The sequence below is a fragment of the Streptomyces sp. NRRL B-1347 genome (assembly GCF_000720325.1).
GTDB lineage: Bacteria > Actinomycetota > Actinomycetes > Streptomycetales > Streptomycetaceae > Streptomyces.
This window is the reverse complement of the sequence record NZ_JOJM01000037.1, coordinates 23,751-42,277: the sequence shown is the minus strand read 5'-3', so window position 1 is coordinate 42,277 and position 18,527 is coordinate 23,751. Positions and strand designations below refer to the sequence as shown.

General features: G+C 73.5%; 15 protein-coding genes. 10 read left to right on the top strand and 5 right to left on the bottom strand.

Going from position 1 to position 18,527, the window contains the following annotated elements; translation table 11 throughout:
- Nucleotides 1-113 precede the first annotated feature (113 nt).
- The 6 genes from IG74_RS0127670 to IG74_RS0127645 all read left to right on the top strand — a co-directional run bounded on the left by IG74_RS0127670 (nucleotide 114) and on the right by IG74_RS0127645 (nucleotide 8,847).
- Nucleotides 114-1,376 carry a phenylacetate--CoA ligase family protein gene (locus tag IG74_RS0127670; RefSeq protein ID WP_030682884.1) on the top strand — a complete coding sequence of 421 codons (1,263 nt, stop codon included), beginning with the start codon at nucleotides 114-116 and terminating at the stop codon, nucleotides 1,374-1,376.
- Entirely contained in the window at nucleotides 1,373-2,647 is a 1,275-nt protein-coding gene (locus IG74_RS0127665) for an MFS transporter (RefSeq protein WP_030682881.1), read from the top strand. The genes IG74_RS0127670 and IG74_RS0127665 overlap by 4 nt, the downstream gene beginning before the upstream one ends.
- On the top strand, nucleotides 2,644-3,786 hold the full coding sequence (locus IG74_RS0127660; RefSeq protein WP_030682880.1) for a GNAT family N-acetyltransferase: 1,143 nt from the start codon (nucleotides 2,644-2,646) through the stop codon (nucleotides 3,784-3,786). Before IG74_RS0127665 ends, IG74_RS0127660 begins: the two co-directional genes overlap by 4 nt.
- Before the next feature lie 23 nt (nucleotides 3,787-3,809).
- A complete protein-coding gene (locus IG74_RS0127655) occupies nucleotides 3,810-4,976 on the top strand; it encodes an acyl-protein synthase (RefSeq protein ID WP_030682878.1) in 1,167 nt (388 codons plus the stop codon).
- On the top strand, nucleotides 4,973-7,558 hold the full coding sequence (locus tag IG74_RS0127650) for an acyl-CoA reductase (protein WP_078869082.1): 2,586 nt from the start codon (nucleotides 4,973-4,975) through the stop codon (nucleotides 7,556-7,558). The genes IG74_RS0127655 and IG74_RS0127650 overlap by 4 nt, the downstream gene beginning before the upstream one ends.
- Before the next feature lie 173 nt (nucleotides 7,559-7,731).
- Nucleotides 7,732-8,847, top strand: coding sequence for a serine hydrolase domain-containing protein (locus IG74_RS0127645; RefSeq protein ID WP_030682873.1), 1,116 nt, complete (start codon nucleotides 7,732-7,734; stop codon nucleotides 8,845-8,847).
- A 33-nt stretch (nucleotides 8,848-8,880) separates the two neighbouring features.
- Here the strand turns inward: IG74_RS0127645 and IG74_RS0127640 are convergent, their stop codons facing one another.
- The 4 genes from IG74_RS0127640 to IG74_RS51210 form a co-directional block, all read right to left on the bottom strand.
- Nucleotides 8,881-10,032 (bottom strand): S1 family peptidase, encoded by a 1,152-nt coding sequence (locus IG74_RS0127640; protein WP_030682871.1) that lies wholly within the window; start codon nucleotides 10,030-10,032, stop codon nucleotides 8,881-8,883.
- Between the two features lie 218 nt (nucleotides 10,033-10,250).
- On the bottom strand, nucleotides 10,251-10,739 hold the full coding sequence (locus tag IG74_RS0127635; RefSeq protein ID WP_051855510.1) for a DUF3618 domain-containing protein: 489 nt from the start codon (nucleotides 10,737-10,739) through the stop codon (nucleotides 10,251-10,253).
- Nucleotides 10,715-11,131, bottom strand: coding sequence for a phage holin family protein (locus tag IG74_RS0127630; RefSeq protein ID WP_030682867.1), 417 nt, complete (start codon nucleotides 11,129-11,131; stop codon nucleotides 10,715-10,717). The genes IG74_RS0127635 and IG74_RS0127630 overlap by 25 nt, the downstream gene beginning before the upstream one ends.
- Before the next feature lie 2 nt (nucleotides 11,132-11,133).
- Entirely contained in the window at nucleotides 11,134-11,769 is a 636-nt protein-coding gene (locus IG74_RS51210) for a hypothetical protein (protein ID WP_051855507.1), read from the bottom strand.
- Nucleotides 11,770-11,904: 135 nt separating this feature from the next.
- Here IG74_RS51210 and IG74_RS0127620 point away from each other — a divergent pair, with 135 nt between their 5' ends.
- A complete protein-coding gene (locus tag IG74_RS0127620; protein WP_030682863.1) occupies nucleotides 11,905-13,005 on the top strand; it encodes a YihY/virulence factor BrkB family protein in 1,101 nt (366 codons plus the stop codon).
- 124 nt (nucleotides 13,006-13,129) lie between these two features.
- Nucleotides 13,130-14,110, top strand: a complete 981-nt coding sequence (locus IG74_RS0127615) for a hypothetical protein (protein ID WP_030682861.1) — start codon at nucleotides 13,130-13,132, stop codon at nucleotides 14,108-14,110.
- A 53-nt stretch (nucleotides 14,111-14,163) separates the two neighbouring features.
- Here IG74_RS0127615 and IG74_RS0127610 read toward each other — a convergent pair whose 3' ends face one another.
- The gene (locus IG74_RS0127610) at nucleotides 14,164-15,396 is read right to left on the bottom strand and encodes an FAD-dependent oxidoreductase (RefSeq protein WP_030682858.1); all 1,233 of its coding nucleotides are present in this window, start codon (nucleotides 15,394-15,396) and stop codon (nucleotides 14,164-14,166) included.
- Between the two features lie 198 nt (nucleotides 15,397-15,594).
- On the opposite strand from IG74_RS0127610, the gene IG74_RS0127605 reads away from it, so the two are divergent.
- Both IG74_RS0127605 and IG74_RS0127600 read left to right on the top strand, forming a co-directional pair.
- Complete coding sequence (locus IG74_RS0127605) at nucleotides 15,595-16,698, top strand: NAD(P)H-dependent flavin oxidoreductase (protein WP_030682855.1); 1,104 nt, start codon at nucleotides 15,595-15,597, stop codon at nucleotides 16,696-16,698.
- Between the two features lie 129 nt (nucleotides 16,699-16,827).
- Nucleotides 16,828-18,384 (top strand): acyl-CoA synthetase, encoded by a 1,557-nt coding sequence (locus tag IG74_RS0127600; protein ID WP_030682853.1) that lies wholly within the window; start codon nucleotides 16,828-16,830, stop codon nucleotides 18,382-18,384.
- The last annotated feature ends 143 nt before the right edge of the window (nucleotides 18,385-18,527 follow it).

Sequence of the window (18,527 nt, the reverse complement as noted above, 5' to 3'; positions counted from 1 at the left end):
CCGTGACAGAAGCTCCGGACAGGCCCCGGCAGGCGGGCGCCACCCCAACCACACCAGGCGATCTCTCCCACAGGGGATTTCGCCGCCTTCGTATGCCGTAAAGCAGGAAATTGATGCCCGTTCAACCATTGACGGAACTCATACGCTTCGTTCGCCGTCGCTCCCCGTTCTACGCCGAGCTCTACGCAGGGCTTCCGGACCGCGTCACGGATCTGACGCAGCTTCCGGTCGTGCCCCAGACCGCGTTCTGGCAGGCCAACACGCCCCGGGACAATCAACTCCTGACCGGACCTCTCGATGAGGCCGTCGTCTTCAAGAGCGGCGGCACCACCGGCTCGCCGAAATTCTCCTTCTACACCCGTGAGGAATGGCGGGACTTCACCACCGCCTTCGGCGCCGGGCTGGTGGATTCCGGGCTGCGCCCCGGACACCGGGTCGCCGACCTCTTCTACGCCGGTGACCTGTACGCCAGCTTCACCTTCATCCTCGACTCACTGCACCGCTGCCCCGTCTCCAACGTCAGGCTGCCCATCGGTGGCGGCGCGCCGCTGGAGTCGACCGCGCACACCCTGGAGCAGTTCGACGTGGAGGTGGTCGCGGGCACCCCGACCACGCTGTGCGCCCTGGCCGACCACCTCGTCACCGCCGGGCGGCAACTCCCGCGGGTGGAGCTGCTGCTCTTCGGCGGGGAGAGCCTGTACGCGGACCAAGAGCCGCTGCTCGCCCGCGCGTTCCCCCGCGCCCGCACCGGCTCGGTGGGGTACGCCAGCGTGGACGCGGGCCTCCTCGGGTGCGCCGTGCCCGGCCCCGACCCGCGGGTCCACCGCGCCTTCACCCCCTACAGCGTCGTGGAGATCCTCGACGAGGACACCGACGAGCCGATCACCGAACCCGGCGTGCCCGGCAAGGTCGTGGTGAGCGACCTGCGCCGCCACCTGATGCCCGTCCTGCGCTACCCGGCGGGCGACCGCGCCGAGTGGACCTCCGCCGCACCCGGTCACTTCCGGATCCTGGGCCGCTCGCAGGAAGGCGTGCGCGTGGGGCCGGTCTCGCTCTACACCCAGGACGTGCAGGACCTCGTCCGACGCGCCGACGTGGCGGGCCACGTGACCGGCGTACAGCTGGTCCTGCGCCACTGGGAAGGACGCGACGGCCTGCTGCTGCGGCTGGCGGCCGACACCGGTCCCGCAGGGCGCGCCGACCTCGCCGACGCGATCCGCAAGGAACTCCTGACGGACCGCCCGCTCTTCGACGAGGCCGTAACGGCCCGGCACATCCACCCGCTGTCGGTGGAGTGGGTACGCCACGGCGACCTGGCCGTCAACGCGCGCTCGGGCAAGCTGATCCGCGTCGTGGACGAACGGCTGGGCTCATGACCACGACCGCGAGAACGGGCGGCAGACTGCCCGTCGTGCTGCGCAACCGCGCCTTCGGAGCGGTGTGGACCGCGCAGGTCCTCACCCAGGCGGCGGCCCGGATGTTCCAGGTCGGTGTGGTGTGGTGGCTGATCAGCCAGGCGGCGGGCGCCGACCGCGGCGTCGCGTCGGGGGCGTTCCTCGCCGTCAGCACGCTGCCCCCGGTGCTCCTGGTGCCGCTGGTCGCCAGGGTCATCGCCCGCTGCCCGCACCGCACCGTCCTCGCGGGCGCGGCGGCTCTTGCGGGCCTCGTCGCCACCGCGACGGCCACGTGGACCTACGCGGACCGGTTGCCCACCGCCGTCGTGTACGCCGCGGCCCTGCTGCTCGCGGGCTGCCAGGCCCTGTTCGACCCGTGCCTGACCACCTCGGTCCCCGACCTTGTGGAGGACGCCGACATCGAGGCCGCGACCGGCTTCGAGCTGTCCACGCAGTCCCTGGCCGGGCTCGCGGGCGGTCTCCTCGGGCCGCTCCTGGTCGACGCCTGGGACCTGGCGGGCATCGTCGCCGGGTGCGCGGCCGCGTACCTCAGCGCGGCCCTCCTCGTCGCGCTGACCCGCTTCCCCGGAGCCGCCACCGGCACCGTCGCGGACGCACCGCCGAGCAGGACGCTGCGCCAGATCCTGGCCGACCTGCCCGTCATCCGGCGGACCCTGCTCTGCTTCGCCGTGGCGAACGTCTTCACCACGGCCGTGTACGTCGTCATGCCGCTCTACACCCGCTCGGTCCTGCACGGCCAGGGCTCGACCGTCGCCGCCCTGGAAGCGGCCCTCGGCGCGGGCACCCTGCTGGGATCCTTCACCGGAGGACGCCTGCCGGGCGCGCCCACCACGGTCGGCGGCAGCTGCCTGGCGCTGATGGCGCTCGCGCTCGCCCTGCCCGGCATCGCGCCGAGCGCGGCGGTGGCCCTGGCGGCGCTCGGCCTCGCGGGCTGGTGCCTCGGCGTCATCGGCGTACGCTTCGTCGCCCTGTTCCAGCGGTCGGTCCCGGCCGTCGACAAACCGGGGTTCTTCGCGGTGATGCAGGCGCTGCTCGGCGCCACCTTCCCGCTGTCCTCCCTGCTGTTCGGGGCGCTCGGCGACCACCTGGACGCGCGCTGGCTGTGTCTGGTCCAGGGGGTGGGCCTGCTGCCCGTCGCGGCGGCCCTGTTCCTGCTCGGACGGCGCGGACACATGCAGGCGCCGGACGTTCCCGACCCGGCCCCCGCCGCCGTGCCGGAGGCCGTCCGATGACCGTCACCCTCGCCCCCGCGACGCTCCAGGACATCGCCGACCTGCGTCAGCTGTACTTCGACGTGTACGGCCACGGGTACCCCGTACCGCTGGGCAGCGACCCCGCGGTGATGCGGCGGCTGATCACCGACCCGCACACGCACTGGCTCACCGCCCGGCTCGCCGACGGCGGCGCGCTGGCGGGCTCGGCGGTCGTGCAGACCGACCCGGGCAGCCGCATCGGCAAGCTCGTCGGCCTCGCGGTCCACCCCGACCGCCGCCGGGGCGGCCTCGCCGGGCGGCTGACCGGGGCCGTGTGCGACGCGGCCTTCGCCGCCGAGCGCCTGGACTCCGTCTACGCCACCGTACGGATGGTCACCGAAGGACCCCAACAGGTCGTGGTCCGCAACGGCTTCAAGCCCCTCGGCCTGCTGCCCAACGCCGCCGAGGTGGCGGGCTGCGAGAGCCTGGGTCTGTTCGCCCGCTTCGCCGACGGGGTCCTCGCCCGCCGCGAGAGCGTGCCCCGCGCGCCCGCCGCGCTGGCGCCGCTGCTGACCGCTGCCGAGTCCAGCACCGGCGTCCCGTACGCGGCGGTGCCGTCCCCGCACACCGTCGGCCCGGCCGGCCCGGCCCAGCCGCCGACCGCGGACCTGGAAGTGATCAGCGCGCCCGGGTTCGTACGGCGCCGCTTCCTCGAACTCTTCCCCGACCCGGCCGGACGCTACTACCCGCTGCACGCGCCCACCGCCGTCCTGGTGCCGCCGGACGGCGCGTTCGAGGCGTACGTGGACCTCAACCCGGTCGCGGGGAGCTGCGCCCTGATCGCCGTGCACCCCCATCCGGCGGCGGTCACCCATGCCCTGGAACCCCTGATGGCGACGGTCTCCCGGTCCGGCGCCGACTACGTGGAGACGCTCCTGCCGCTGTCGGACACCGCCAGCCTGACCGCCTTCCTGGCCCAGGGCTTCGTCCCCAGCGCCGTCTACCCGGCCATGCGGCGCATCGGCGAGACCCTCCACGACTACGTGGTGCTGTCCCGCACGAGCCGCCAGATCGACTTCCGGACCATCGCCGTCAGCGGGCCGCTCCAGCCGTATGTGAGCGCCTACTTGACGGCCTGGACCGCCACCTACCTGCCCCGCCACGAGGTTGCCCTGTGAACACGCTCGCCCCGGACACCCCGGTGAACCCCCATCTCGCCCCCGTGCACGTCCCGGACGCCCGGGCCCTCGGCCACGTCCAGCGCCTGTGCGACCTGCCGCAGCCGTACGTCCACGGCCGCGCCACCGACGAGCTGTTCGCGGCCGCCATGGCCGAGACCAACGACTGGCACGCCGCCCGCTCGCCGTTCTTCCGCTCGCTGCTCGCCGACGCCCCCGAGGCCGCGGCACCGACGGTGGGCGCCGGCATCCGCACCCCGCTGGTCCACGCCACCTTCTTCAAGCGGCACGAGGTGCTGTCCGTCCCGCGCGAGGACGTCTTCCTCCATCTGACCTCCTCCGGCACCACCGGCCAGAAGTCACAGATGTTCTTCGACGAGTGGACCATCCGCTCCGCGCAGCGCATGGTGGCCCGGATCTTCGACCACTACGGCTGGATCACCCCCGACCAGCCCGTCAACTACCTGCTCTACAGCTACGAGCCCGCCCCGAGCATGAAGCTCGGCACCTCCTTCACCGACAACTACCTGTGCGACTTCGCCCCGGCCGCGGACGTCACCCACGCCCTGCGCCACACCGGCGGCGGCCACGAGTTCGACGTGCACGGCTGCGTCGCCGCGCTCCAGCGGTACGTGGCGGAGGGCCTGCCGGTGCGCATCCTCGGCTTCCCCGCGTTCCTGCACTTCACGCTGGAGAGGATGCGCGCCCAGGGCACGCCGCCGATCCACCTGCCCGCGGGATCCCTCGTGGTGCTCGGCGGCGGCTGGAAGGGCCACGCCGACCGGCGCATCGGCAAGGCGGAGTTCTACGCGCGGGTGACCGAGCAGCTCGGCGTCGCCCCGGAGCGGATCCGGGACACCTTCGGCTCCGTGGAGCACTGCGTGCCCTACATCGAGTGCGCCCGGCACCGGCTGCACGTGCCGGTGTGGTCCCGCGCCGCCGTCCGCGACACGCGCACCCTGCGACCGCTGCCGTACGGGGAGCCCGGCTTCCTGCACCTGGTCTCCCCGTACATCACCTCCGTACCGGCGCAGAGCGTCGTGATGGGCGACCTCGCCTCGCTGCATCCCGCACAGGAGTGCGGCTGCCCGCTGTCCACGCCGTGGTTCACCATCCACGGCCGCGCGGGCGTCAGCCGCAACCGCAGCTGCGCGGTGGCCGCCGCCGAGCTCCTGAAGGGACGGGCATGAGCACCCCGACGACGACCCCTGAGACGACGAACACGGAAGCATCCTTCGAAGTGACCTCCGCAACGACCGACGACGTCCATTTCTGGCAGGGCGAGTTCCTCGACGACACCGAGGCCGCCGCTCGTCTCGCGGCCCTTCCTGGCCTGGTCGAGCAGGCCCTGGCCGAGCCCCTTCCCACCGAGACCGTACTGAGCGCGTGCGCCGGGCTCAGCGCCGCCCTGAGCGATCCCGCGAGTGCGGTCCGGGAGCGCCTCACCTCCCACTTCGCCGACCCGGCGGAGGCCGGGGCGACCCTCACCGAACTGGCCGCCGCGCTCGCCAGGCCCGCCCTGGAACGCAAGCTGCGCCGCGAGCTCGGCGGCACCGCCCCCGAGCGCCTGACCCGCCCCGACGCCCGCGAAACCGTCTTCGAGGCCTGGGCCCCGGTCGGGCTCCTGGTGCACATAGCCCCCGGAAACGCCGCGGCCGTCGCCCCGCTCAGCGTCGTCGAAGGCCTGCTCACAGGCAACGTCAACGTCCTCAAGACCAGCAGCGGCGACACCCTGCTCGCCCAGCACCTGCTCGCCGAACTCGCCGCCGCCGACCCCACCGGCGCGCTCGCCCGCCGCATCGTCGCGCTGCGCTTCTCATCGAGCCGCCAGGACTGGCTCCGCCTGATGTGCGCGCCCGCCGACGCCATCGCCGTGTGGGGAGGAGAGGACGCGGTGGCGGGCATCGCCGAACTCGCCCCGCCCGGCTGCCGGTTGGTCGAGTGGGGCCACAAGATCTCCTTCGCCTATCTGACCCGCGACGCCTGGCAGGACCCGACGACCCTCGACGCGCTCGCCGCGGACGTCTGCCGGCTCGACCAGCAGGCGTGCTCCAGCCCGCAGGTGGTCTACCTCGACACCGAGAACACCGAGGACGTCTTCGCCTTCGCGGAGGCCTTCGCTCCCGTCCTGGCCGAGGCATCCGCCGCCGCAGCCCCTGCCGCGTACCCGGACGGTGCGGAAGAGGCCGAGATCACCACGACCGAGCTGCTCGCCCGCCTGGAACAGCACCTGGGCCTGACCAAGGTCATCGCCGCCGACGACGGCACCTGGCGGGTCCTCGCCGACGTCCGCCCCGCGCTCAGCGCGTCCCCGCTGCACCGCAGCATCTGGGTCAAGCCGCTGCCCGCCCGGGACATCACCGCCACGCTGCGCCCCATGCGCCGTTACCTCCAGACGGCCGCCGTCGGCGGCAGCCGCACGGACATCGCCCGGCTCGCCCGCACCCTCCTCACCGCGGGCGCGCTGCGCGTCACCCCCGTCGGCGGCATGCTGGACAGCTACGACGGCGAACCGCACGACGGGGTCTACGCGCTCCCGCGCTACAGCCGCCGCGTCAGCGTCCAGGCCACCGAGCACTTCAGGACCACGGCCTGCCTCGACGACCTGGTCGCGCCCCTGCCCACCCCCGCCCCGCCGACCGGTGACCTCCTCGACAAGGCGGGCGTACAACGGCAGTTGGCGACCCTTTCGCCCGAGCACGCCCAGCTGTACTTCCGCAGTGGCGGCACCACCGGCACCCCTGCCCTGTCCCTGTTCACCCACCACGACTACGACACCCAGATGCGGGCCGCCGCGCACGGCCTGCTCGCCGCCGGGTTCGACCCCGCCCGCGACCGTGCCGCCAACCTCTTCTACTGCGGTGACATGTACGGCGGGTTCATCAGCTTCTTCTCCATCCTGGAGCGCCTGAACGCCACCCAGATCCCGATGGCGGCGAGCACCGACGGCGCGGCGGTCGCCGAGGCCCTGGTCACCCACCGCGTCGACACCCTCTTCGGCATGCCGTCCTACCTCTGGCAGCTGTTCCACTCCCACGGCGAACTGCTGCGCTCCTACGGCGGAATCCGCAAGGTGTTCTACGGCGGCGAGCACTTCACCGCCGAGCAGCGCCGCACCCTCACCGAGACCTTCGGCGTCGAGGTCATCCGTTCCGCCTCCTACGGCAGCACGGACCTGGGCCCGCTGGGTTACCAGTGCGCCCACGCCGAGGGCTCGGTGCACCACGTCCTGACCGAGCTGCACACCCTGGAGATCCTGGACCCGGAGGAGGACCGCCCGGTGGCGGACGGGCGGACGGGCCGTCTGGTCTTCACCAGCCGGCACCGCTCCGGCCAGCGCCTGGAGCGCTACCAGATCGGCGACCTCGGCCGCGCCGTGCCGGGCGTCTGCCCCTGCGGCAGCCACGCCCCGCGCATCGAACTCCTGGGCCGCCACGGTGACGTGATCCGCATCGGCACGTACTTCTACCACTACCGCCGCTTCGTGGCGGTCGCCCAGGAACACCTGGGATACAGCGGTGAACTCCAGCTGGTCCTGACCACCGAGGCCGCCCGCGAACACCTGACGGTACGCCTGGAACGGCAGTACGCCACCGACCCGCACCGGGCGCGCGCCGCGTTCCTGGCGGCCATCCCCGAACTCGCCGCGGCCGTCACCGAGGAGCACCTGCTGACCTGCTCGGTCGAACTCGTCGAAGGGCCGGACCTGGAGCGCACCGCGAGCAGCGGCAAGCTGCGCACGGTCATCGACCTCAGGAGGACCTCGGCGTAACGCGGAGGGGCCGGGGCGGCGAGGTGGGGGTAACCCCCTGCCGGATACGGCGACGAGCCCCATCGCGGCGGCCCGGCCCCTCCCCCAAGCTCTTGGCCCATGGGGCGCATCGCGTCACAGCCCCGTCGACGGGGACGGAACGATGCGACAGGACTGCTCATGGGAAGGCCGGGATGAAGCGCGCGCAACAGGTACTGATGACGGTGACGACGGCGCTGGCGGTGCTCGCGGCACCAATGGCCGCGGCCGCCGCGCCCATGTCAGCGGATCGCACCGGGCTGCAAAGAGGACTGGACGGGATCACCACCACGAGCGCCGTGGGCGCGCTGATGGAGGTACGCGACGAGGACGGCACATGGCGCGGCACCAGCGGGGTCGCCGAGCTGCACACGAAGCGGCCGGTCCCGGCACACGGCCGCTTCCGGATAGGCAGCGTCACCAAGACGTTCCTGGCCACCGTCGTCCTGCAACTCGTGGCGAAGGGCCGCTTGCAGCTGGACGACAAGGTCGAAGCGTGGCTGCCGGGTGCTGTGCCCCGAGGTCACCGGATCACCGTGCGGCATCTGCTCAACCACACCAGCGGGGCGCCGGACTACCGCCGTCTGCTGCCGATGCCGCCGTCGCCGGAGTTCCTGGACAACCGGCTGCGGACCTGGCCCGCGGCCGAGCTGGTGCGGCGGGCGGTGGCCGACCCGCCGACGTTCGAACCCCCGGGCTCCGGCTACGCGTACTCCAACACCGGCTACCTCCTGCTCGGCCAGATCATCGAGAAGGTGACCGGTCGCCCGTACGGCGAGGAGATCGAGCGCCGCGTCATCCGGCCCCTGCGGCTGCGCGGCACCTCGGTGCCGGGAACGGACCCGCGCATTCGGGGGCCGCACCCGCACGGCTACGTACCGATCCGGCAGGCAACCGGAGAACGTCTCGTCGACCTCACCACGATGAATCCGTCGCTCCTGGGCGCGGGCGGCGAGATGATCTCCACGACACACGATCTCAACCGGTTCATGGCCGCACTGCTTGGTGGGCGCCTCCTGCCGGGTCACCTGCTCGCCGCGATGAAGACACCAGGGGTCAAGGACGGGAACTACGGCCTTGGGCTGCGCCGGTGGGACACCTCGTGCGGGGTCCGCGTGTACGGCAACGACGGCGATGCCCTGGCGTACCAGTCCTGGTCGTTCACCACGGAGGACCGGCGCCGCCAGGCCACGATCGCGCTCACACCGGACTTCCGCGGCGACCCGGACGACGCCGTGGACGCGCTCCTGGACAAGGCGCTCTGCGACTGACACCGCCCAGCGGCTCGACGAGGCCGGGCCGGGTCAGGTCACGTGCAGGGTCAGCCCATAGCGCGCGAGGATCTCGTTGACCGGCTGGTACCACGTCTCGCCACCGCTGCCGCAGTTGCCCCAGCCGCCCGACGTGACGCCCTGCGCCTGGTCGCCGCTGATGAACGAGCCGCCGGAGTCGCCGGGTTCGGCGCAGACGCTGGTCTTGGTCAGCTGGTGCACGACGGTGCCGTCGGAGTAGTTGACGGTCTCGTTCTTGGCCAGGACCTGCCCGCAGTGCCAGTGCGTGGTGGAGCCGGAGCGGCAGATGGACGTTCCGACCGGCATCTCGGCGGAGCCGCGTACCAGGCGGTCGGGGATGGTGCCCCAGCCGAGCACGACCGGCACGGTCCACCAGCCGTGGCCGATGGAGACGTAGGCGTAGTCGTCGCCGGGGAACGAGGAGCCCTGGAAGGTGCCCATGGCGGAGCCGTCCCAGCCGCGCACGGCCGCGCCCGCGCGGCCGCAGTGCCCGGCGGTGACGAAGCCGCCGTGCACGGAGAAGCCGATGGAGCAGCGGACGTTGCCGGTGTAGTAGGGGTCGCCGCCGACGGTCCCGGCGGCGAAGGTGCGGGGCGCGTCCGCGACCGTCGCAACGCGCACGGGAGCGGTCGCGCGGGCACGGCGCACGAAGGCCTCGACGTCCCTGTCGGCCGCGTGCCGCGCGACGACGGAGACGAGGACGCGGTTGGCCTTGGGGTCGACGCGCCAACTCGCCACGCCTGCGGGCGCCTTGAGGCGGTCCACGCGTGCCTTCGCGGCGTCGAGGCGCGCCGCGCTGTGCTCGACGAGGCGGACGGCGGCGCCCGTGCGGCGCACCTCCTCCGCCACCCGGGGCCGGGTCACGGCGACGGTCAGGCGGTCGCGCCCGGCATCGAACCATGAACCGCCGTAGGCGGCACCGGCCGCCTTGCGCGCGGCGCGCTCGGCCTTGACGGCCTGGCGCTCGGCGGCGAGCCGGTCGCGCGCGGCACTCGGCGACAGGCCGAGGTCGCGCTCCATCGCGTCGAGGAGCCCGGCGGACGCGGGGGCTTCGGACCGGGGCGTGGCGGCGGCCGTGGCGGCCGTGGCGAGGCCGGTGCCGCCGCAGGTCGCAAGCAGCAGGAGGGCGGACAGCGTCAGACGTGCTCCCGTCGTGCGTCTCACAGGGGACCCTTTCGTCGTTCCAACGGGGTGGGGGTGGAACCGGGGGCTGATTCTGAGAGCGCTCTCATAGCGAGTGGGGCCGAGGGTAGGGAAGCCGCCCTGGCAAGTCCAGAGCGCGCGGGCGCCGTTCTGCGCCGGGTACCGGCCCGACGCGCGGGCGGGACCGTCCCGTGGCCGTCCACGGCACGGTCCCGCCCGGGCTGCCCCGGTGGCTGCGGCTACTCCGACGTGCGGGCCCGGCGGCTCGTGGTGCGGGCCGCCTCCTGGGCCGTGTCCTTGACCGACGCCGCGGCCTCGCGGGCGGGTTCGCGGAGTTGGGCACCGGCCTCGCGGCTCGCCTCCCGGGCGGTCTCCCGTACGGGGGCGACGATGTCGTCGGCGTGGTCGCGTACGCGTTGCCCGACGCGGGTCTCGGCGCCGGTCGGCGGGAAGAGCGCGCCGGTGAGCAGGCCCGCGCCGAAGGCGATCGCCCCGGCAGCCAAGGGGCTGCCCCGGGTCTGGGAGTGCGCCAGTCCCGCGGGGTCCGCGGCCCGGGCGGTGCCCATGACCCGGTCCCTCGCGGTCGCGGCGCGGGCGCGCACGGCGCTCGCGCGGCGGCGCGCCACGCGGGGAGGGCTCAGCCGGTCGGCGAGCCGGTCCACGCTGTCCGAAAGGTGCGCGCGGGTCTCCTCGGTCTCCTGCCTCAACTGGTCGGGTGTCGAGCCCATTTGGCGTCCTCCTTCAACGAGTCCAGTGAGCGTTCCGGGGTCAGTCGCACGGAGCGCATCCGGCGCCGCCCTGTGACGTAGAGCACCGCGCCGACCACCGCCCACACCACGGCGACGATCAGGGCGGCCCACGCCCGGTCCATGACGTGGTCGAGGCCGAAGACCGCCGCCAGGCTCGCCAGCGCGAGCGCGAGACCGGTGGCGTATCCGGAGCCCCCGTAGAGGCCCGCCGCCTGCCCCGCCTGCCCGCCCTGCTCCTTCAACTCGGCCTTGGCCAGCTCGACCTCGGTGCGCACGAGCCGGGTGAGGTCGTGCGTCACCTCGCCGACCAGGTCGCCGACGGACGCCTCGCGGGCGCGGTCGTGGCCGCGGTCGGTGTGCGGTGCCGACACGGTCACCACCCCCGGCCGGGCGGCGGCGGAGCGGTCGGGCCGGGCGGCTCCGGCGTCGCCGCGCCGGACGTGCCGAGGCGCGGCATGGGCGGCGGCCCCTCGCCCGGGGCCAGGGCCGGATCGGGCGCGTAGGCCGGGGCGGGCACCTCGCGGCCGGGCTCGTCGGCCGTGGCGGGCCCTGCGGCCTCGGCGGGTTCGGCCGCGGCGGTGCCCCGGCCGACGCGGGAGGCCGCGAACCCGGCGATGGCCGCACCGACCAGGAAGAGGCCCGGGCGGCGCCGCGCGAAGTGCCGCACGTCGTCGAGCAGGTCGGCGGCGCCGCGGTGCTCGATGCGGTCGGCGACGCGGTGGCCGCCGCCCGCCACCTGCCGCACGAGCGAGGCCGCCGGAGAGTCCGGTTTGGCGCTGTCGCCCATGTGCCGCAGGTCCGTCGACATGTCGCGGAGAGCGGCCGCCAGGCGCCGCAGCTGTGCCTCGGTCTCGTCCACGGCCTGCTCGCGCAGCCGCTCGTACAGGTCCCGGCCCTGGGCGACGGACTCGTGCAGCACGTCGGCCGCGCCCTCGCGGGCGGCGTCCGTGACGCCCTGCCCCGTCGCCCGGCCCCGGCCGGTCTCGTGGGGGCTTTCGATCCGGTCCATGGTGCCTCCTCGGCAGGGTGCTGGTGTCGGACGCGGCGCCGGGTACCCGGAGCGCTGATCGGAACACCGTCCGTACGCGATACGCGACGGCGCATTCCGGATTGGCACGGGGGCGATCGGGTCACCCGAGCCCGTATGGCAGACGGCGACGAGCGAGTGAACCGGCGGGACGGCGGGACGACCGACGAGCGGCAGCACCCACATCAGCGGGCCCCGGAGCCGGCGCCCGCTGTCGGCCCCGGCCGGCAGGTGGAGGAGGCCGCGCCCGACGAGCCCGGTGAGCTGCCCGCCCGCTCCTGGTGGGCGGTGCTGCGCGGCACCGTGAAGGAGTTCCTGGACGACGACCTGCCCGACCGCGCCGCCGCCCTGACGTACTACAGCGTGCTGTCCCTCTTCCCCGCGCTGCTGGTCCTCGTCTCCGTCCTCGGGGTGATCGGCGAGTCGGCCACGCGGACCGTGCTCGACAACCTGGACGACCTGGCGCCGGGCCCGGTGCGCGACCTCCTGACGGACGCCGTACGGCAGTTGCAGGACCGGGGCGGCGTCAGCGGTGCGGTGGCCGTCGCGGGGCTCGCGGCGGCGGTCTGGTCCGCGTCCGGCTACGTAGCCGCCTTCATCCGCGCGGCCAACGCCGTCTACGACGTGGCCGAGGGCCGCCCCGTGTGGAAGCTGACCCCGCTGCGGCTCGGCCTCACCCTGGCCCTGATGGTGCTGCTCGCCGCCAGCGCGACGATCGTGGTGTTCACGGGGCCGCTCGCCGAGCGCGCCGGTGACGCCATCGGCGCGGGCGACGTGGCGGTCACCGCGTGGTCCTTCGCCAAGTGGCCGGTGCTCTTCGTCCTGGTGGTCCTGATGATCGCGCTGCTGTTCTGGCGCGCCCCCAACGCCCGCACCTCCGGCTTCCGCTGGATCAGCCCCGGCAGCGCCGTGGCCGTCGTCCTGTGGCTGATCGCCTCCGCCGGATTCGCCGTGTACGTGGCCAACTTCGGCTCGTACAACAAGACGTACGGCACCCTGGCGGGCGTCATCGTCTTCCTCGTCTGGCTGTGGCTCACGAACCTGGCCGTGCTCCTCGGCCTGGAGTTCGACGCCGAGCTCGCCCGCCAGCGCGCGATCAGCGGCGGCATGCCCGAGACGCAGGAGCCGTACGTGGAGCCGCGCGACACCCGCAAGTGGCCGCGCGAGCTGCGGAATCGGCTGCGCAAGAGCGGCAGCGGCGGGCGAGCGGACCGGTAAGGGCGGTTCCTGGCAATATGCGGAGCCGAGGCTTCCGTAGTGACACCCCCCGGTGGGAGCGGAGTCGAGCCTGCTGCGTAGGGTCTGGGCCTCCCCGTTCACCGCTCTCCCCAGGAGTCCCGCCATGGACAACTCCCGCACATCCCGTAGGCCCCTCTCGCGCCGGGGGCTGCTGCGCACCGGCACCGGCGCGGGCATCGCCGCGCTCGGTCTCGGTCTCGGCGCGAAGGGCGCGGCCGCGGCCGTGAGCGCGACCCCGCGGTTCGACCTGTCGCAGCCGTCCTACGACCTGTTCCGCGACAAGGTCCTGCACAGCAAGCGCGTGCAGCAGAGCTTCGCCTTCGACTCGGTCAACAAGCGCCTGTTCGTCGCGGCCAAGAGGTACGGCAGCGCGGAGGAGGCGGGCGACCTGTGCGTCAGCGAGCTCGACTTCGCGGGCAACTACGTGTCGTACATGCACCTCAACGGCTTCGGCCACGGCGTCGCCTTCGGCGTCCGCCCCAGCGGCGGCAACAGCGGCCTGTGGATCGAGTGCGAGGCCAACGGCAACGGCTACGGCACCAAGCTCGCCCACCTCACGTACACCCCCGGCGCCACGGTCGACGCGTCCTCCACGAGCTTCGGGAAGTTCCAGCCGGTCCCGGGCGCCACGGAGTACACCTGCTCCATCGACCCGGTGTACCAGCGCATGCTCGTCCGCTACCACAAGGACGGCGGCAAGCACCTCGCGGTCTACCGCCTCGCGGACACCGACCGCGGGGACTTCAGCAGCCCGGTCGCGCAGTTCACCCCGCCGGCGATCTCCGGCACCCCGCAGGGCTACACGCTCTATGGCTCGTACATGTACTTCCAGACGGGCAACTCCTACTCCTCGAGCAACCCGGCCCCCGGGAACACCTATCTGACGAGCATCAACATCAACACCGGTGCCATCGCCCAGGGCCCGACCCTCACCAAGGCGGGCTCCACCCTGACCTTCCGCGAGCCCGAGGGCCTCGCGATCCACCGGACCGACGCCGGTGAGTCCCGGCTCTTCATCGGCTTCGCCACCGGCGAGGAGGGCGACCGCCGCTCCAGCGTCTTCTACAAGAAGGACCTGGTCTGACGCGGGGGGCGGGGCCGGGCCCCCGGCGGGGACCGGCCGGTGCGGTCGGTCGGTCAGCGCCGGGCGAACCCCGGGGCGTGCTCCGGCCGCACCCCGACCCCGCCCAGATAGCCGGTGACCGTCCGCAGCGGCGGCACCTTCTGGAGCAGCTTGAGCGGCAGCGGAAGGCGGTCGCCGCGGAGGGTTCCGGCCAGGGCGGGCCGCAGCAGTGTCTCGTGCTCGCCGCGCTGGGACGCGTGCGTCACCGCCATGGGCAGCCAGCGCCGCTTCTGCACCCGCTCCAGGTCCCGTACGCCGACGTCGCCCCGGCGCAGCGGGGCGGCGAGGGCGCGGGCCGCCGCCACCGCGTCCTGCACCGCGAGGTTGACGCCGACGCCGCCGACCGGCGACATGATGTGCGCCGCGTCCCCGATGCACAGCAGCCCTTCGCGGTACCAGCGGCGCAGCCGGCCCATGGTGACCTCAAGGAGTTTCACGTCGTCCCAGGACTCGATCCCGCGCAGCGCCTCGCGGTCCCAGTCGAGCAGGTCGCCGAGGCGGTCGCGGAACCACTCGATGCCGTGGGCCCGCAGCCGCGCGTCCGCGCCCTTCTCGATGAGGTAGGAGGTCTGGTAGTAGTCGCCGCGGTCCATGGTGGCGGCGACCTGGCCGTCGCTGACGCTGAGGAACACCCGGCCGTCCTTGACCGCGTCGCGCGGCGCGGGCACCCGCACCTGCCACACGTCGATGGGGACGTCGAAGTACTCGGGCGTCAGACCGGCCGCGTCACGCACCTGTGAGTCGCGGCCGTCGCAGGCGACGGTGAGGTCAGCGGCCAGTTCGCCGTGGGCGCCGTGCTCGTCCACGTACGTCACGCCGGTGACCCGGCCGCCGGGGTCCGTGCGCAGGCCCGTGACCGCCGTGCGCATCCGCAGGGTGAAGGAGGGCTCTTCGGCGGCCGCGCGCGCGAGCAGGTCGAGGAAGTCCCACTGGGGCACCATCGCGATGTACTTGTGGCGGCCCGGGACGCGGCGCAGGCTGCCCGCGACGACCGTGGTGCCGTCGATGCGCATCCGCATCTCCTGGAGCTTGCGCGCGGGCAGTTCGGCGAAGCGCTCGCCGAGGCCCAACTCGTCGAGCAGCCGCAGGGTGGAGGGGTGCACGGTGTCCCCGCGGAAGTCGCGCAGGAAGTCCCCGTGCTTCTCCAGGACGGTCACGTCGACACCGGCCCTGGCGAGCAGCAGGCCGAGCATCATGCCCGCGGGTCCGCCGCCCACCACACAGCACGTCGTGCGCTCGCGTTCCATGTCCGGCACCTCTTCCTCCGCAGGGCGCCCCGTCTCGCCGGGGCGCCGTCCGCGCAGCACTCTAACCGATCGGTCAGACATCTGACCGATCGGTTAGAGGCGTCGGCTCTATCGATGGGATACGGGGGCGGCGAGTTGATCTGACGTAGCATCAGAAAATCTCTTCCGTCGTCCGGACGCCTGCGGCATCCTGCGCCCATGCAGACGGAGCTGAGCAAGCGACTGGGAGTCGAGCACGCCGTCTTCGGCTTCACGCCGTTCCCCGCGGTGGCCGCCGCCATCAGCAGGGCCGGGGGCTTCGGCGTGCTCGGCGCGGTGCGCTACACGGCGCCCGAAGACCTCGCGCGCGACCTCGACTGGATGCAGGACCACGTGGACGGCCGGCCCTACGGCCTCGACGTGGTGATGCCCGCGAAGAAGGTCGAGGGCGTCAGCGAGGCCGACGTCGAGGCGATGATCCCCGAAGGCCACCGGCAGTTCGTCAAGGACACCCTGGCCCGGCACGGCGTCCCCGAGCTCGCCGCGGGCGAGGCCGCGGGCTGGCGCATCACCGGCTGGATGGAGCAGGTCGCCCGCGGCCAGCTCGACGTCGCCTTCGACTACCCGATCAAGCTGCTCGCCAACGCGCTCGGCTCACCGCCCGCGGACGTCGTGGCCCGCGCCCACGAGCGGGGCGTGCTCGTCGCCGCGCTCGCGGGCAGCGCCCGGCACGCGCGCAAGCACGCCGAGGGCGGCATCGACATCGTGGTCGCCCAGGGCTACGAGGCGGGCGGCCACACCGGCGAGATCGCCTCCATGGTCCTCACCCCCGAAGTCACCGAGGCCGTCGCGCCGTTGCCAGTCCTCGCCGCGGGCGGCATCGGCTGCGGCGAACAGGTCGCCGCGGCCCTCGCCCTCGGCGCCCAGGGGGTGTGGCTGGGCTCGGTCTGGCTCACCACGACCGAGGCGGACCTGCACTCCCCGGCCCTCACGCGCAAGCTGCTCGCCGCGGGCTCCGGCGACACCGTCCGCTCCCGGGCGCTCACCGGCAAGCCCGCGCGCCAGCTGCGTACCGCGTGGACCGACGCCTGGGACGACCCGGCGGGCCCCGGCGCGCTGCCCATGCCGCTCCAGGGGCTGCTCGTCGCGGAGGCCGTCTCGCGGATCCAGAAGCACGAGGTGGAGCCCCTGCTCGGCACGCCCGTCGGGCAGATCGTCGGCCGGATGACGTCCGAGCGCAGCGTCCAAGCCGTCTTCGACGATCTGACCAGCGGATTCGAGCGCGCCGTGGCCCGGCTCAACCGCATCGCCGGACGGCCCTGACCACGCCGGGTGGCCTTGACCACGCCGAGCGGCTCCGACCGCCCCGCGCGGCCCTGACCGCGCCGGATGCCCTTGAACCCACCGGCGACCCCGGCCACCCGGCCCGAACTCGCCCGAGGAGGCAGCTCGATGACCACCAGCGCCCCGCCCAACGGCTTCTGGGCCCAGGCGACCGCCGACCCGGACCGGACCGTCCTCACCGCACCCGACGGGACCCCCTGGACCGCGGGCCGTCTGCACGCCGCCGTGAACCAGCTCGTGCACGGGCTGCGCGCGGCGGGCCTGGAGCGCGGTGACGCGTTCGCCGTCGTCCTGCCGAACGGCGTCGAGTTCCTCACCACGTACCTCGCCGCCTCGCAGGCAGGCCTGTACCTCGTCCCCGTCAACCACCACCTCGTCGGCCCGGAGATCGCCTGGATCGTCGCCGACTCCGGCGCCAAGGCGCTCATCGCCCACGAGCGGTTCGCCGACGCGGCGACGGCCGCCGCCGACGAGGCCCGGCTCCCCGCCGAGCACCGCTACGCCGTCGGCGACGTCCCCGGCTTCGTCCCGTACGCCGAACTCCTCGCCGGGCAGCCCGCGTCCGCGCCGCAGGACCGGACGCTCGGCTGGGTCATGAACTACACCTCGGGCACCACGGGACGGCCGCGCGGCATCCGCCGCCCGCTGCCCGGCAAGCCCCCCGAGGAGGCCCACCTCGGCGGCTTCCTCGGCATCTTCGGCATCCAGCCCTTCGGCGGCAACGTGCACCTGGTGTGCTCCCCGCTCTACCACACCGCCGTCCTCCAGTTCGCGGGCGCCGCCCTGCACATCGGGCACCCCCTGGTCCTCATGGACCGGTGGGCGCCCGAGGAGATGCTCCGCCTCGTCGACCGCCACCGGTGCACGCACACGCACATGGTCCCGACCCAGTTCCACCGGCTGCTCGCGCTGCCCCAAGCGACGAGGGCCGCGTACGACGTGTCGTCGATGCGCCACGCCATCCACGGAGCCGCGCCCTGCCCCGAGCACGTGAAGCGCGCGATGATCGACTGGTGGGGGGAGTGCGTCGAGGAGTACTACGCGGCCAGCGAGGGCGGCGGCGCGTTCGCCACCGCCCGGGACTGGCTGAAGAAGCCCGGCACCGTCGGCAAGGCCTGGCCGATCAGCGAACTCGCGGTCTTCGACGACGACGGCGAGCCGGTGCCGCCCGGTGAACTCGGCACCGTGTACATGAAGATGACCACCGGCGGATTCTCGTACCACAAGGACGAGGCGAAGACGCGCAAGCACCGCATCGGCGACTTCTTCACCGTCGGCGACCTCGGCTACCTGGACGAGGACGGCTACCTCTACCTCCGCGACCGCAAGATCGACATGATCATCTCGGGCGGCGTCAACATCTACCCCGCCGAGATCGAGTCCGCCCTGCTCACCCACCCCGCGGTCGCGGACGCCGCCGCGTTCGGCATCCCGCACGACGACTGGGGTGAGGAGGTCAAGGCCGTCGTCGAGCCCGCGCCCGGGCACCCGGCCGGCGCCGTGCTCGCCGCGGACATCCTGCGTCACTGCGAGCGGCACCTGGCGGGCTACAAGCGGCCGAAGAGCGTCGACTTCATCGCGGCGATGCCCCGCGACCCGAACGGCAAGCTCTACAAGCGGCGGCTGCGCGAACCCTACTGGGAGGGCCGGGAGAAGCCGGTCTGAGGCTCCGCGCGGCCCGCGACACCCACCCCGGCTCTCCGCAGGGCATCGACGCGGGCTCGCACACCGAGGCGGTGTGGGCGAAGCAGCCCCTTCGCGGCGCGAACGCGGCGAGCCGCTCCAGCCAGGCCGGGTGCGCGGGCGTC